The 15,686-nt window shown below is 60.7% G+C and carries 9 protein-coding genes; 8 read left to right on the top strand and 1 reads right to left on the bottom strand.

Annotated elements, in window-relative coordinates; all coding sequences use genetic code 11:
* Nucleotides 1–390 precede the first annotated feature (390 nt).
* From arcD to ACKZ62_RS05695, 6 genes are all read left to right on the top strand, one after another.
* The gene (arcD, locus tag ACKZ62_RS05720) at nt 391–1,818 is read left to right on the top strand and encodes an arginine-ornithine antiporter (RefSeq protein WP_032890966.1); all 1,428 of its coding nucleotides are present in this window, start codon (nt 391–393) and stop codon (nt 1,816–1,818) included.
* A 24-nt stretch (nt 1,819–1,842) separates the two neighbouring features.
* Nucleotides 1,843–3,099 carry an arginine deiminase gene (gene arcA, locus ACKZ62_RS05715; protein WP_447096423.1) on the top strand — a complete coding sequence of 419 codons (1,257 nt, stop codon included), beginning with the start codon at nt 1,843–1,845 and terminating at the stop codon, nt 3,097–3,099.
* Between the two features lie 68 nt (nt 3,100–3,167).
* Nucleotides 3,168–4,178, top strand: a complete 1,011-nt coding sequence (locus ACKZ62_RS05710) for an ornithine carbamoyltransferase (RefSeq protein ID WP_015885593.1) — start codon at nt 3,168–3,170, stop codon at nt 4,176–4,178.
* Nucleotides 4,179–4,336: 158 nt separating this feature from the next.
* Nucleotides 4,337–5,266: a carbamate kinase gene (arcC, locus tag ACKZ62_RS05705; protein ID WP_095185751.1), complete on the top strand. Its 930-nt coding sequence runs from the start codon at nt 4,337–4,339 to the stop codon at nt 5,264–5,266.
* An 18-nt stretch (nt 5,267–5,284) separates the two neighbouring features.
* Nucleotides 5,285–5,647, top strand: a complete 363-nt coding sequence (locus ACKZ62_RS05700; RefSeq protein WP_032890958.1) for a DUF5064 family protein — start codon at nt 5,285–5,287, stop codon at nt 5,645–5,647.
* 189 nt (nt 5,648–5,836) lie between these two features.
* Nucleotides 5,837–7,345: a transcriptional regulator GcsR gene (locus ACKZ62_RS05695; protein ID WP_122680760.1), complete on the top strand. Its 1,509-nt coding sequence runs from the start codon at nt 5,837–5,839 to the stop codon at nt 7,343–7,345.
* A 9-nt stretch (nt 7,346–7,354) separates the two neighbouring features.
* Here the strand turns inward: ACKZ62_RS05695 and ACKZ62_RS05690 are convergent, their stop codons facing one another.
* Nucleotides 7,355–11,989, bottom strand: a complete 4,635-nt coding sequence (locus ACKZ62_RS05690; RefSeq protein WP_447096422.1) for a hypothetical protein — start codon at nt 11,987–11,989, stop codon at nt 7,355–7,357.
* Between the two features lie 357 nt (nt 11,990–12,346).
* Between ACKZ62_RS05690 and gcvH the strand changes: the two genes are divergently transcribed.
* Together gcvH and gcvP are read left to right on the top strand one after the other, a co-directional pair.
* Nucleotides 12,347–12,730, top strand: a complete 384-nt coding sequence (gene gcvH, locus ACKZ62_RS05685) for a glycine cleavage system protein GcvH (protein ID WP_032890954.1) — start codon at nt 12,347–12,349, stop codon at nt 12,728–12,730.
* Nucleotides 12,731–12,740: 10 nt separating this feature from the next.
* Nucleotides 12,741–15,578, top strand: coding sequence for an aminomethyl-transferring glycine dehydrogenase (gene gcvP / locus ACKZ62_RS05680; RefSeq protein WP_122753120.1), 2,838 nt, complete (start codon nt 12,741–12,743; stop codon nt 15,576–15,578).
* Nucleotides 15,579–15,686 lie beyond the last annotated feature (108 nt).

Raw genomic sequence — 15,686 nt, 5'->3', positions numbered from 1 at the left:
AGCGAGTGTAGCGTTTATTAGGGATGGCGATTAAATCAATCCGTTCATAACCAAATGGCATTTAAATTAACAACATTTAGGCTTATTTAGATTTTAAATAGTGCATCAACTCTTAATATTTATAGCGAATAAGTGAAACACCGCTCAAATAGTTTGCACATCCGGCAAAAAGGTTTAGCTTCAAACGTCCATCTCACCGGCCAAATAATTAAATTTAATGGGGTTAACCGCTCTGCGCAGCGCGTTTCCAAGGATTTTTATCGCCCACGAGTTTCCAGCCTAAGTCATTTATTCACAATGGGATGTGCCAATGAAGTGATCTGAGTCAGCTGTTTGATTAGCACACGGAATTATTCTGTGGTCTCTCTTCTCCTGCATTGGAGTTATGCAATGTCTGAATCCCCCGGAAAACTTCGATTAGGTGCACTGGTTGCACTTGTCGTGGGCTCAATGATCGGCGGCGGGATCTTTTCCCTGCCGCAAAATATGGCCGCCAGCGCTGATGTTGGCGCGGTATTGATCGGTTGGGTGATTACCGCCATCGGCATGTTGACCCTCGCGTTCGTGTTTCAGACCCTGGCCAATCGCAAGCCCGACCTCGATGGCGGCGTGTACGCCTACGCCAAGGCCGGATTCGGCGACTACATGGGTTTCTCGTCAGCCTGGGGCTACTGGATCAGCGCTTGGCTGGGCAACGTCGGCTACTTCGTATTGCTGTTCAGCACACTCGGATACTTCTTCCCGATCTTCGGCGAAGGCAACACACCCGCAGCGGTGATTGGCGCGTCGGTGTTGCTGTGGGCCGTGCATTTTCTGGTACTGCGCGGGATCAAGGAAGCGGCGTTCATCAACCTGGTGACCACGGTCGCCAAGGTGGTGCCACTGGTACTGTTCGTGTTGATCGCCGTGTTCGCGTTCAAGCTGGACATCTTCACCGCTGACATCTGGGGCGTAAAAAACCCAGACCTGGGCAGCGTGATGAACCAAGTGCGCAACATGATGCTGGTCACCGTGTGGGTGTTCATCGGCATCGAAGGCGCGAGCATCTTCTCGTCCCGTGCGGAAAAACGCAGCGACGTCGGCAAGGCCACCGTGATCGGCTTTATCACTGTGCTGTTGTTCCTAATGCTGGTGAACGTGCTGTCCCTGGGCATCATGACCCAGCCGGAACTGGCCAAGTTGCAGAACCCGTCAATGGCTGCGGTGCTGGAGCATGTGGTAGGCCACTGGGGCGCGGTGCTGATCAGCGTCGGCTTGATCATCTCGCTGCTGGGGGCGTTGCTGTCGTGGGTGCTGCTGTGTGCGGAGATCATGTTCGCCGCCGCCAAGGACCACACCATGCCGGAGTTCCTGCGTAAGGAAAACGCCAACCATGTGCCGGTCAACGCCCTGTGGCTGACCAACGCCATGGTCCAAGTGTTCCTGGTGATCACGCTGTTTTCCGCCAGTACCTACCTGTCGCTGATCTACCTCGCCACCTCGATGATCCTGGTGCCTTACCTGTGGTCGGCGGCCTACGCCCTACTGTTGGCGGTGCGCGGCGAAACCTACGAAAACGCCCTCAAAGAGCGCAAGAAAGACCTGTTCATCGGCGCAGTCGCGCTGATCTACGCGGTCTGGCTGCTCTACGCCGGCGGCACCAAGTACCTGCTGTTGTCCGCCCTGCTCTATGCCCCCGGCGCGATCCTGTTCGCCAAGGCTAAGCATGAACTGGGCAAACCGATTTTCACCAACGTCGAGAAGCTGATTTTCGCCGCAGTCGTCATTGGCGCCCTGGTGGCTGCCTATGGCCTCTACGACGGCTTCCTGACTCTGTAACTGTTGCTCCTTGGAGGATCTGTAATGACCACGGAAAAAGTGAAGTACGGCGTACATTCCGAAGCCGGCAAACTGCGCAAAGTCATGGTGTGCTCCCCAGGCTTGGCCCACCAACGGCTGACCCCGAATAACTGCGATGAACTGCTGTTCGATGACGTGTTGTGGGTGGCCCAGGCCAAGCGCGACCATTTCGACTTCGTGACCAAAATGCGCGAGCGGGATATTGATGTGCTGGAAATGCACAACCTGCTGACCGATATCGTTGCCATCCCCGAAGCCCTGGACTGGATCCTGGAACGCAAGATCACCTCCAACACCGTGGGCCTGGGCCTGGTCGATGAAGTCAGCTCCTGGTTGCGCAGCCTGGAGCCGCGCAAGATCGCCGAGTTCCTGATTGGTGGCGTGTCGGCCGATGACCTGCCGAGCAGCTTCGGTGGCAAGACCATCGAGATGTTCCGCGACTTCCTCGGCCACGCCAGTTTCATTCTGCCGCCGCTGCCCAACACCCAGTTCACCCGCGACACCACCTGCTGGATCTACGGCGGCGTGACGCTCAACCCGATGTACTGGCCGGCGCGACGCCAGGAAACCCTGCTGGCCAGCGCCATCTACAAATTCCATCCCGAGTTCACCAACGCCGACTTCCAGATCTGGTACGGCGACCCCGACCAGGAACACGGTGCCGCCACGCTGGAAGGCGGCGACGTCATGCCCATTGGCAATGGCGTGGTGTTGATCGGCATGGGCGAGCGTTCGTCCCACCAGGCCATTGGCCAACTGGCGCGCAACCTGTTCAAGAACAAAGCTGTGGAACGGGTAATCGTTGCCGGCCTGCCGAAATCCCGCGCGGCGATGCACCTGGACACCGTGTTCAGCTTCTGCGACCGCGACCTGGTGACCATCTTCCCGGAAGTGGTCAACCAGATCGTGCCCTTCACCCTGCGCCCTGACGACAGCAAGCCCCACGGCATCGACATCCAACGGGAGAAAACCAACTTCCTCGAGACCGTTGCCGCCGCGCTCAACCTCAAGGCCCTGCGCGTGGTCGAGACCGGCGGCAACAGCTTCGCCGCCGAGCGCGAGCAGTGGGACGACGGCAACAACGTAGTGGCCTTGGAGCCAGGCGTGGTGATCGGCTACGACCGCAACACCTACACCAACACCCTGCTGCGCAAGTCTGGCGTGGAGGTCATCACCATCAGCGCCGGCGAACTCGGCCGTGGCCGTGGCGGCGGCCACTGCATGACCTGCCCGATCATCCGCGACCCTATCGACTATTAATTTTTGGCCTTGGCCGCTGCTTATCCAGCAGCAGCCGAGGGGATAACCGAAACCTAAGGAGATCCACCATGGCTTTTAATATGCGCAACCGCAGCCTGCTCTCGCTGATGCACCACACCACTCGCGAGCTGAACTACCTGCTGGACCTGTCCCGCGACCTCAAGCGCGCCAAATACACCGGCACCGAGCGTCCGCACCTGCAAGGCAAGAACATCGCGCTGATCTTCGAAAAAACGTCGACCCGCACCCGCTGCGCGTTCGAGGTGGCGGCCCATGACCAAGGCGCCCACGTCACCTATATCGACCCGGTTTCGTCGCAAATCGGCCACAAAGAAAGCATGAAAGACACCGCCCGCGTTTTGGGCCGCATGTTTGACGCCATTGAATACCGTGGCTTCGAACAGGAAATCGTCGAAGAACTGGCCAAGTTCGCCGGGGTTCCGGTGTTCAACGGCCTCACCGCTGAATTCCACCCGACCCAAATGATCGCCGACACCCTGACCATGCGCGAGCACAGCGACAAGCCGCTGCATGACATCAGCTACGCCTACCTGGGCGACGCCCGTTACAACATGGGCAACTCGCTGCTGATGATCGGCGCCAAGCTCGGCATGGACGTGCGCATCGGCGCGCCGAAAGCCCTGTGGCCCCATGAAGACTTCATCAAACAGTGCCAGGCATTCGCCGAGGAAAGCGGCGCACGCATCACCATCACCGAAGACCCGAAAGAAGCAGTCAAAGGCGTGGACTTCATCCACACCGATATCTGGGTGTCCATGGGCGAGCCGGTGGAAGCGTGGGACGAGCGCATCGAGCAACTGCTGCCGTACCAAGTCAACGCCAAGATGATGAAAGCCTCGGGCAACCCACGCGTGAAGTTCATGCACTGCCTGCCGGCGTTCCACAACAGCGAGACCAAGGTCGGCAAGGACATTGCCGCGCGGTATCCGAACCTGGCCAATGGCGTGGAAGTGACCGAGGAAGTCTTCGAGTCGCCGGCCAACATCGCCTTTGAGCAAGCGGAAAACCGCATGCACACCATCAAGGCGATCCTGGTGTCGGCACTCGCGGATATCTAAAGGCTACACGGGTTAAGTGTGGGAGGGGCGGTGCGACGATTCGACTTGCCCCCGATGGCGGCGGATCAGCTACAGATAAGTTGCCTGACATACCGCTATCGGGAGCAAGCCCCCTCCCACATTGGCCTCTGTGTTCACACCCATAGAAGGATTGAATTATGCGCATCGTCGTAGCCCTGGGCGGCAACGCCCTCCTGCGCCGTGGTGAACCCATGACCGCAGACAACCAACGCGCCAATATCCGCATCGCCACCGAACAGATCGCCAAGATTCACTCCGGCAACGAGCTGGTGATCGCCCACGGCAATGGCCCGCAAGTCGGCCTGTTGTCGTTGCAGGCGGCCGCTTATACCAGCGTCTCTCCTTACCCGCTGGACGTGCTTGGCGCCGAGACCGAAGGCATGATCGGCTACATCATCGAACAGGAACTGGGCAACCTGCTGGACTTTGAAGTGCCGTTCGCCACCCTGCTCACCCAGGTGGAAGTGGACGCCAAGGACCCGGCCTTCCAGAACCCCACCAAACCCATCGGCCCGGTGTACTCCAAGGCAGAAGCGGAAAAACTCGCCGCCGAGAAAGGCTGGGCCATTGCCCCGGATGGCGATAAATATCGCCGCGTCGTCGCCAGCCCGCGCCCCAAACGCATCTTTGAAATCCGCCCGATCAAATGGCTGCTGGAAAAAAGCGCCATTGTGATTTGCGCCGGCGGTGGCGGTATCCCGACCATGTACGGTGAGGACGGCAAGCTCAGAGGTATTGAAGCGGTCATCGACAAAGACCTGTGCTCTTCGCTATTGGCTTCGCAACTGAACGCCGATCTGCTGGTGATCGCCACCGACGTCAACGCAGCGTTCATCGACTTTGGCAAACCGACGCAAAAGGCCATCGGCCAGGCCCATCCCGATGACATGGAAAAACTCGGCTTCGCCGCCGGCTCCATGGGGCCCAAGGTGCAGGCCGCCTGTGAATTCGCCCGTCAGACTGGCAAAACTGCGGTCATCGGTTCACTCTCGGACATCGAAGCCATCGTCCAGGGCAGCGCCGGCACGCGCATCAGCACGGCAACACCTGGCATCACCTATCTGTGAAGTAGAGGAGATACGCCTATGGCCACCTTTGAACCCGGTCACCTGCACGTCGAACGTCACGCCCTTAACAAGGACGACTACAGCTACAACCTGTGCATTGACTATGAAGTCAGCCAGGACCCAAAGGAAGGCACGGGCATGCTGTTCAAGCTGCACGGCTCGGTGCAGGGTAAGGACATCAACGAAGAGTTCTATCTGCCCAAGGACCAGGCTTTCGACTTCGCGCGGCACGCGATGAACATCGCGCAGAAGTACGGGATGCCGAAGATCGCGGTGTTGAATGGCTCGATGCACAAGCAGTACGACCAGATGTTCGAGGATGTGCGGCATCAGCTGGATGTGAAATCCGGCGACCCGATCAAGCCTGAGCACTTGGAATAACTGACACAACCCTGCTCCAAATGTGGGAGGGGCTTGCTCCCGATGGCGGTGTGTCAGCTGAAAATAAGCTGACTGACACCCTGCTATCGGGAGCAAGTCGAATCGTTGCACCGCCCCTCCCACATTTTGATCTACATCCGCGCCAAGGCATACTTGCCGCCTCCCGCTCCCCAGAATTGTTAGCGCCCCATGCGTATCCACGTCAGCTTCATCGACCGCGTCGGCATTACCCAGGAAGTCCTGGCCTTGCTCGGTGGGCGCAATCTCAACCTGGATGCGGTGGAAATGGTGCCGCCCAACGTCTATATCGACGCCCCGACCCTGAGCGCCGAGGTACTGGAAGAGTTGCGCGACGCGCTGTTCAGCGTTCAGGGCGTGCAGGCGGTGACGGTGGTGGACATCCTCCCCGGCCAACGCCGCCACCTGCAACTCGATGCTTTGCTGGCAGCGATGACCGACCCGGTGCTGGCCCTGGACAGTGCGGGCAAGATCCTGCTGGCCAACCCGGCGCTGATTGCGTTGTACGGACGCGAACCGGCCGGGGAAAGTATCGCCGAGCTTTTCAATGACACGGCGTTGCTCGATACCTTGCTGGAGCAGGGCTTTCGCCTGCCCTTGCGCGAGATCAGCATCAACGGTCAGACCTGGCTGCTGGATGCCACGCCGATCACCGACGCCGGCGCCCTGCTCACGCTCTACCAACCCAACCGCATCGGCGAACAACTGTCGGCGCTGCACCACGACCACGCCGAAGGCTTTGATGCGCTGCTCGGCGAATCACCGGCGATCCGTACCCTCAAGGCACGTGCCCAACGGGTCGCGGCACTGGATGCGCCACTGTTGATCCAGGGCGAAACCGGCACCGGCAAAGAGCTGGTGGCGCGCGCCTGCCACGCTATCAGCACGCGCCACAGCGCACCGTTTCTGGCGTTGAATTGCGCGGCGCTGCCGGAGAACCTCGCCGAAAGCGAGCTGTTCGGTTATGCCCCCGGCGCCTTCACCGGTGCCCAGCGCGGCGGCAAGCCGGGGCTGATGGAGCTGGCCAACCAGGGCACGGTGTTCCTCGATGAAATCGGCGAAATGTCGCCGTACCTGCAAGCCAAGCTGCTGCGCTTCCTCAATGACGGCAGTTTTCGTCGGGTGGGTGGCGACCGTGAAGTGAAGGTCAATGTGCGCATCCTCAGCGCCACCCACCGCGACCTGGAAAAAATGGTCGCCGAAGGCACGTTCCGCGAAGACCTGTTCTACCGCCTCAACGTGCTCAACGTCGAAGTACCGCCGCTGCGCGAGCGTGGCCAGGACATTCTGTTGCTGGCGCGTTACTTCATGCAGCAAGCCTGCGCGCAGATCCAGCGTCCGGTCTGCCGCCTGGCGCCAGGCACCTACCCGGCGCTGTTGGGCAATCGCTGGCCAGGCAATGTGCGCCAGTTGCAGAACGTGATCTTCCGCGCCGCCGCGATCTGCGAAAGCAGCCTGGTGGACATCGGCGATCTGGACATCGCCGGCACCTCGGTGGCACGCCAGAGCGACGGCGAAGTCGACAGCCTCGAACAGGCGGTCGAGGACTTCGAACGCGGCCTGCTGGAGACGCTCTACGTCAGCTACCCCTCGACCCGACAACTGGCCAGCCGCCTGCAGACCTCTCACACCGCCATCGCCCATCGCCTGCGCAAGTACGGCATTCCCGGCAAATCCTGAACCCAATCGTCACCAGAACGCCCGCCGCCCTCGGTGCTTGACCGAGTCAGTTGCGCGAAAGAACAGCCGCTCGGCCATGGGCGCGCTGATGCGCGAGTAATAGATCGCGACCACATCCGAATCGGTCTTGTCGGCCAGGCTGCGGAAACTAGTGAAGCGCTGCTCCGGAAGTTTCAGATGCCCGGCCTTGAAATCGGCATCCGCTGCGGTGGGCGTCAAATAATGAAAGTGCGCGTACGCCAGCACCCTGCCCTGCTTGTCCTTGACCACATACTCCTGCAAAAAATCATCGACGCGCTTGAGGGCAATACGCCCCTCGATGCGCACGATCTGCAGTTGGTCTTGAGCATGAAGCCAGGCGATCCCGCTTTCATTGGGCGGCATACGCTTGATCATCTCGATGCGCAACAATCGCCCCTGTTCCAGGTACCGCCGCGCGACCTTCTCCAGATCATCCAACAACGTCTGCGACACAACATCGGGCGCGGCTGGCAGCGCCTTGCGCAACTTGTCGGCAACCGCCCGGACGGTCGCGGATTGCCGCGTCAGCCGCGCCTCAACGTTCTCCGGCGGGGTATTGCCGAGCGCCTCGTTGCGCGCCTGTTGCAGCACCATGGGTTCGCGTTGCAACAAACGGCGGGCGTCGCCCTTGAGGTTTTCCAGGGAACGTGTCGGACGCGGCACAACGGGCGCCGCCTCGGCAATCGCTTCGAACTCAGTTGAACCGGCCCGCTCCTGCAAACTGACCACCACGCGCTGATCAACCGGGCTGATCAGGTCGACGATCTCTTCACCCGAATCCGGCGTACGCGCACGCACCCGCCCCAGTTGGTAGCGTTTTTTCGAGTCACGGACCAGCCGTTGATCGGCGCCAGGGCGTCGCAATGCCGTCGCCTGGGGGCTACCCTCCTGCTCGCGCAGCAGTTTGGCCAACGATATTCGGGACTCTTGATCCAGACTGAGGATTGTCGACTCCACAGGCACTTCAATGTCGCTGTGAATCACCTCCGGCAGTGCTTCGCGGTACTCCGCGAGTATCGCCAGGGTGCTGGCGTACTCGTGCAGAATCGCCCGAATACCTTCAATGCGCTGCTGCACACTGAGCACGCCCGCTTCATCAATGGTTTTTTGCGACTGGGCCGATTGAATCGCCTCGTCGATCGCCCCCTTGACCCGCATGCAATCGTCGTGTTCTTCGGGCGTCGGCCGTCGACGCCAGATCATCTGTTTGAGGGTCTGCAACTGCAGCGTCCTCCAGTCGAGCGGCGCACCATAGGACGAAGGCGCCAAGTCGCCGACGAAGGATTTATAGCCAGGTACACCCTGCAAACGCTGGTAGAACACACGTTCCCAGAAGCTCAGGTTAACCATGGATTGCTGAAACTCGCCGATCTTATGCGCTTCTTCGTTCAGCACACGCTCGGCGGCCTGGGACACCGTCACGTCAGCATCCTCAAACTGCGCGGTCACTTGCTCTATGCGCGCTGGTGGCAACTGCTCCTCACGACGATTGAAGGTCAATACGTACATGCGTCGGCGCATGGTTTCCAGCATGGTCTTCAGTTGCGCGCAATGCTCTCTTTCAAAACCATCCATGGGCTTAATGCTGTTCTTGCGGATAAGCAGATTGAGTTGTTTTTGTTGCGCTCCCTCTTGTTTTTCCATTTCCGCCAAAAAGCGCATCCTGGCATCGCGCCGGTGCTGGTCGGTAAATTGCCCTTCAGCGCTTGAATGGGCCTTTTCGCACAGGCTTTCGGCTGCCTTCACTTTGCGTTCGCACGCTATGAGTTCAGCGACAGCCGCGTCGTACTCATCCTTAATCAAGAGACTCTTGCGCTCGACTTGCGCATAGCGCCGCGCAGCCGGGCTTCTCTTCTGCCCACCGAGCAAGCGCAGGCCGAGGTCGATTGTCCATACGTCATCCGCGCTCTTTCTGAGCCACGGCCCCAGGCGCTGGGGATCCCTGAGATCAGCTATTCGCCAGCCACCTTCCACTGCCGTCACGCCGTATATCTTGCTGTCGAGCAACGTGTAGTTTTCCTGGCTCGCAGCGCCACCGTCGCGCAGCACCTGGACCTGGCCGCGCATCGGGCTGTCGACCGAGAACACCGCGGGCCTGTCGGGCCCACGCTCTAACCGACCAGGCGCCCACTGGAAGGTCTCAAGCTTTGCCTGCTGCTGCGGATTGAGCTTGAGCCGTGAATTAGCCCAGGAATAATCCATAGCGGTGATATCCGCGAGCGAACGCGGCCAGGCAAACGTCGACGTTGGTTGGCGAACCTGGCCGACCGGGATGACGTCCGTGGTGTGCACCGTGCCGGTGGTGACGGCTTTGCTCGCACTCAGGCCCAAACGTTCATCCAGTTTGACCACCGGGCTCAGGAGCAAGCCAGCCAGGCTACCGATCAGTTCGGTGAGGGCAGCGGCGGCGTCTTCCTGGCTGGCGTCTGGCGGCAGCGCCAGGACCGCGCGAAACGTCTTGAAGGTTTGAAACAGCCAGCCCGCGACCGCCACCGGCCCGCGAATCATGGGCAGCAGCGCATTGAACAATTGCCACAGATCATTCTTGAACACGGCCCAGCGCAACGCCTCGTTGGACGCCGACTGCTTCACCGCCAGTTGCCAGAGGCCGTCGGCGTTTTCATCGAACACGACCGCCAGAAAATCACCGGTTATCACTTCATCACTGAGCAGGACCGGGCTTGAAGTGGGCTGCGCGTCGTATTCATCCCCCGGTAGAAAACGCTGAACGTGGGGCCGCAGAAAACCGCCATTGCCGAACAACGCCCGACTGGCGTCCGGCAAGCGTTGCAGCACCAGGTGCTGCAGATCGCTGTCGACGCGGGCGATTTCATCAAGTAGCGCCTGGCGACTGGGGAATTGTTGCAACACGGCGTCGACGTGATCCGGCCGATAAAGAATGTGGGGCAGCGGGCTGTTATCGCGCGGGCCGATCACAAACAGGTTATCCGCCTTGTGGGCACGCCCGCCGGCATGGAGCAGGAACGCCAGGGGCCGCGCCACAATCACCTCGCCACTGAGCACACGCTTGAGCGGGTCGTCCTGCAGCATCGTGCGCACCACCAGGGCGCCGGTCCGGGTAAAGCCGTGGCGCCGGCGCAGGCTGTTTTCAAAGGCGCGCATGGGCAGTTGGATCGTCATCTGATCAACAAACAAGCGACGCCGACGTGGGCAGTCCACCGGGTCCGAAATCAACGCGCGCTCAAGCAGCGTCGGATAGTGCTTGCCCACGTCCACGCGTTCGATCAGTTGCTTGAGGTACGCAGCTGTCAGCCAGCCGGGCACGCTTTCCGGCTGGGTCTGATGGCTGATCTGCACGCTGGCATATGCCGTGACGAAGGGGTTTTCCAGCGACCATTGGGTCAAGGTCCTGGCGGTGCGTTGGGTCCAGCCAACTTGGTAATCATCCGGGTCGATGATCGCCTGGCCGGGGCGGTCCAGGCGCATTTGCCGGCGCAGGGCGTTGCGCGCGTAGACATCTATTGAGTCGAGGCCATCCAGAAATGATGCGCCACCGGTGGTTTGCTGCAGGCGCTCAAGCCACTGGCCATAAACCAGACGATCTGCGCTGCCGGCCAGTTGCAACCAGAGCGGCAACTGTTCTTCGTGGGGTTGTTGCAGTGCGTCGGGGTCGAACCAGGCCAGCGGTGAGGTGAGTGAAATGAACAACTGTTCATAACTGCCAATCTCCGGCAGTGCCGACCAATCGACCCGATACAGGCTGCGTAACTGGCGCTCCAACAACGTCTGGGCCAGGGCATCGAACACGTTGCCCTCGGGCTCACGCAGCACCCAGTGGACGGGAACCCCGGGCAAATAGTGGTTCATATAGCGCGGCAACAGATTGCCCAACGCGTCGAGGTTATCGAGCGTCAGCAGGTTCAGCGCCGGGACGTACAGCAGCGTGACACGCTGGCCCTGCACCTGACGTTGCAACACCAGCAAAGGCAGCCATTCGCCCTGGCGTTCGTTCTGGACCGCAAACACCTGATAGATCCGCAATACATGCGGCTGGCCCAACGCTTCGCGATCCGCGCGGTCGCTCCAGACCTGGGTATGTTCATCGCCCTGCCCCAGCAGCGCGCGCGCGTGCTCCGAGCTTAGTGGCGGGTTCTGCCGCGCCGTCATCAGGCACGCACGCAATTGGCGGCCGACCGCGTCCCAGCGACTGTGCGCCGAACCGTCCGACACGCGCTCGTTCCAGTAGTCCACCAACCGCTCGGCAAACCCCTCCAGCACACCGGGGGCCAGGGCGTTGAGCATCTGTTCGATGTCGTCCACGGTGATCGCGTCGGTCACCGCCTCGAACACCCGCTCGCCCGAGCGAGTCAGCAGTTGATGATGGCCTGGCGTGTAGTTCAGCGCTTCGCCGCTCATGCAGCGTTTGATCAGCGCATCGCTCAACGTGATGAGCTGTGTGTAACCACCGCCAGCCTGTATCACACCGATCCAAGCAGTGGGCGCCCGCAGGCGCGCACCGACGAACCGCTCCTCCAGCCAGCCCTGGATCATGGACTGGGCCACAGCGGTCAGGCTCAAGCGATGGGCAAACACTTTGGATAAGTAATCGCGGGACATCCGCGCCTGGGTGAGCTCCGGAGAATTTGCAGTTGAAGCACGCATGGGATGCATCCTGATAACGAGATCACGGCACGTTAAAGCGTCAGGGAACGCCCAAAGCAGTACATCTATCTTGCACAAAGGGCTGAAAGCGACCTTCACCGTACTGAAAGCGCTACAGCGGAACGATATCGCTACAGCCCTGCTTTTTACGCGCCATGCAAGGCTTTGATCCACATAGGCTTTTTTTCGCGCACCGCACTGTATCGAAATCGCTACAGCCGCCGTGGCCAACGTTGCAGACTTAATTATTAAGCTATTGATTTATAAAGGATTAACAACATTGGCCGCGATCTTGCTAAGTAACTCCCCATTATTCCAATCCCGTCCACCAGACGAATCTGGCCCTGAGGAATTTCCATGAGCGAGTTGCGTTTTACTGAAGATCACGAATGGCTGCGTGCCGAAGCCGATGGCAGCGTCACCGTGGGCATTACCGCATTTGCGCAGAACGCGCTGGGTGATGTGGTTTTCGTGCAACTGCCTGAGCTGCAGACCTATGACAAGGGCGCCGAAGCGTCCACCGTGGAGTCGGTAAAAGCTGCCAGCGGTGTGTACATGCCGTTGGACGGTGAAGTCCTCGAAGTGAACGACAAGCTCGATGGCAGCCCGGAACTGGTCAACGAAGATCCGATGGGCGAAGGCTGGTTCTTCCGCTTTAAACCGGCCGATGCCGACGCAGTGGCTAAGCTGTTGGATCAGGATGCGTACGACCGCCTGATCAAAGCCAACGCTGAAGCCTGAGGAGCGCACCATGACGATCAATCTCAGCACCGCTAACGAATTCATCGCCCGCCACATCGGCCCGCGCCAGGAAGATGAGCAGCACATGCTCGCCAGCTTGGGCTTTGACTCCCTGGAAGCCCTGAGCGCCAGTGTGATCCCGGAAAGCATCAAGGGCACCAGCGTGCTCGGCCTGGAAGACGGCCTGAGCGAAGCCGAGGCCCTGGCGAAGATCAAGGCCATCGCCAGCCAGAACCAACTGTTCAAGACCTACATCGGCCAGGGCTACTACAACTGCCACACGCCGTCACCGATCCTGCGCAACCTGCTGGAAAACCCAGCCTGGTACACCGCCTACACTCCGTACCAGCCAGAAATTTCCCAAGGCCGCCTGGAAGCGCTGCTGAACTTCCAGACCCTGATCAGCGACCTCACCGGCCTGCCGATCGCCAACGCCTCGCTGCTGGACGAAGCTACTGCCGCTGCCGAAGCCATGACTTTCTGCAAACGCCTGAGCAAGAACAAAGGCAGCAACGCCTTCTTCGCCTCGGTGCACAGTCACCCGCAGACCCTCGACGTGCTGCGTACCCGCGCCGAACCGCTGGGCATTGATGTGGTTGTGGGCGATGAGCGTGAACTGACCGACGTCAGCCCGTTCTTCGGCGCCCTGCTGCAATACCCGGCCAGCAACGGTGACGTGTTCGACTACCGCGAACTGACCGAACGCTTCCACGCCGCCAACGCATTGGTAGCCGTGGCCGCCGATCTGCTGGCCCTGACCCTGCTGACCCCTCCGGGCGAATTCGGCGCCGACGTCGCCATCGGCAGCGCGCAACGCTTCGGCGTGCCGCTGGGCTTCGGTGGCCCTCACGCGGCGTACTTCTCCACCAAGGATGCGTTCAAGCGCGACATGCCGGGCCGTCTGGTCGGTGTGTCTGTTGACCGCTTCGGCAAGCCGGCCCTGCGCTTGGCCATGCAGACCCGCGAGCAACATATCCGCCGCGAGAAGGCCACCAGCAACATCTGCACCGCCCAAGTGCTGCTGGCCAACATCGCCAGCATGTACGCCGTGTACCACGGGCCTAAAGGCCTGACCCAGATCGCCCAGCGCATTCACCAGCTGACCGCGATCCTGGCCAAAGGCTTGACTGCCTTGGGCTTGAACGTCGAGCAGCAACACTTCTTCGACACCCTCACCCTCAACACCGGCGCCCACACCGCCGCCCTGCACGATAAGGCCCGCGCCCAGCGCATCAACCTGCGTGTGGTGGACGCTGAGCGTGTTGGCCTGTCGGTGGACGAAACCACCACCCCAGCCGATATCGAAACCCTATGGGCGATCTTCGCCGACGGCAAGGCCCTGCCAGCCTTCGCGGCAACTGAGAGCACCCTGCCGGCCGCACTACTGCGCCAGTCGCCGATCCTCAGCCACCCGGTGTTCAACCGTTATCACTCCGAAACCGAGTTGATGCGCTACCTGCGCAAGCTGGCAGACAAAGACCTGGCCCTGGACCGCACCATGATCCCGCTGGGCTCGTGCACCATGAAGCTCAACGCCGCCAGCGAAATGATCCCGGTGACCTGGGCCGAATTCGGTGCCCTGCACCCCTTCGCACCGGCCGCACAAAGCGCCGGCTACCTGCAACTGACCTCCGACCTGGAAGCCATGCTCTGCGCGGCCACCGGCTATGACGCGATCTCGCTGCAGCCGAACGCCGGTTCCCAAGGCGAATACGCCGGTCTGTTGGCCATTCGTGCTTATCACCAGAGCCGTGGCGAAGAACGCCGCGACATCTGCCTGATCCCGTCTTCGGCCCACGGCACCAACCCGGCCACCGCCAACATGGCTGGCATGCGCGTCGTCGTCACCGCCTGCGACGCCCGAGGCAACGTGGACATTGAAGACCTGCGCGCCAAGGCCATCGAGCACCGCGATCACCTCGCGGCACTGATGATCACCTACCCGTCTACCCACGGCGTGTTCGAGGAAGGCATCCGCGAGATCTGCGGCGTCATCCACGACAACGGCGGCCAGGTGTACATCGACGGCGCTAACATGAACGCGATGGTCGGCCTCTGCGCCCCGGGCAAGTTCGGCGGCGACGTGTCCCACCTGAACCTGCACAAGACGTTCTGCATTCCTCACGGCGGTGGCGGCCCGGGCGTTGGCCCGATTGGCGTCAAGTCCCACCTCACGCCATTCCTGCCGGGCCACGCGGCCATGGAGCGCAAGGAAGGCGCGGTCTGTGCGGCACCGTTCGGCAGCGCGAGCATTCTGCCGATCACCTGGATGTACATCAGCATGATGGGCGGCGCAGGCCTCAAGCGCGCTTCGCAACTGGCGATCCTGAATGCCAACTACATCTCCCGCCGCCTGGAAGAGCACTACCCCGTGCTCTACACCGGCAGCAACGGCCTGGTGGCGCATGAATGCATCCTCGACCTGCGCCCACTGAAAGACAGCAGCGGCATCAGCGTGGATGACGTGGCCAAGCGCCTGATCGACTTCGGTTTCCACGCACCGACCATGTCGTTCCCGGTGGCCGGCACCTTGATGATCGAGCCGACGGAAAGTGAATCCAAAGAAGAACTGGACCGCTTCTGCGACGCCATGATCGCCATTCGCGAAGAAATCCGCGCAGTGGAAAACGGCACACTGGACAAGGACGACAACCCACTCAAGAACGCTCCGCACACTGCGGCGGAACTGGTGGGCGAATGGAGCCACCCCTACAGCCGTGAACAGGCGGTGTATCCGGTTGCTTCGCTGATCGAAGGCAAGTACTGGCCACCGGTTGGTCGGGTCGACAACGTGTTTGGTGATCGCAATCTCGTATGCGCATGCCCTTCAATCGAGAGCTACGCGTAACCTGAGGCTGAACTCAATCAAATGTGGGAGGGGGCTTGCTCCCGATGGCGGTTTTACATTCAACATCTCTGTTGACTGACGCACTGCCATCGGGAGCAAGCCCCCTCC

Source organism: Pseudomonas sivasensis (assembly GCF_052938085.1).
This window is presented reverse-complemented; position numbering and strand designations above follow the sequence as displayed.

Excerpts from the sequence above, each read along its gene's own strand:
- gcvH (WP_032890954.1), top strand. The coding sequence starts at position 12,347 with ATGAGCGAGTTGCGTTTTACTGAAGATCACGAATGGCTGCGTGCCGAA.
- ACKZ62_RS05690 (WP_447096422.1), bottom strand. The coding sequence starts at position 11,989 with ATGCGTGCTTCAACTGCAAATTCTCCGGAGCTCACCCAGGCGCGGATG.
- gcvP (WP_122753120.1), top strand. The coding sequence starts at position 12,741 with ATGACGATCAATCTCAGCACCGCTAACGAATTCATCGCCCGCCACATC.
- ACKZ62_RS05700 (WP_032890958.1), top strand. The coding sequence starts at position 5,285 with ATGGCCACCTTTGAACCCGGTCACCTGCACGTCGAACGTCACGCCCTT.
- ACKZ62_RS05695 (WP_122680760.1), top strand. The coding sequence starts at position 5,837 with ATGCGTATCCACGTCAGCTTCATCGACCGCGTCGGCATTACCCAGGAA.
- arcD (WP_032890966.1), top strand. The coding sequence starts at position 391 with ATGTCTGAATCCCCCGGAAAACTTCGATTAGGTGCACTGGTTGCACTT.
- ACKZ62_RS05710 (WP_015885593.1), top strand. The coding sequence starts at position 3,168 with ATGGCTTTTAATATGCGCAACCGCAGCCTGCTCTCGCTGATGCACCAC.
- arcA (WP_447096423.1), top strand. The coding sequence starts at position 1,843 with ATGACCACGGAAAAAGTGAAGTACGGCGTACATTCCGAAGCCGGCAAA.
- arcC (WP_095185751.1), top strand. The coding sequence starts at position 4,337 with ATGCGCATCGTCGTAGCCCTGGGCGGCAACGCCCTCCTGCGCCGTGGT.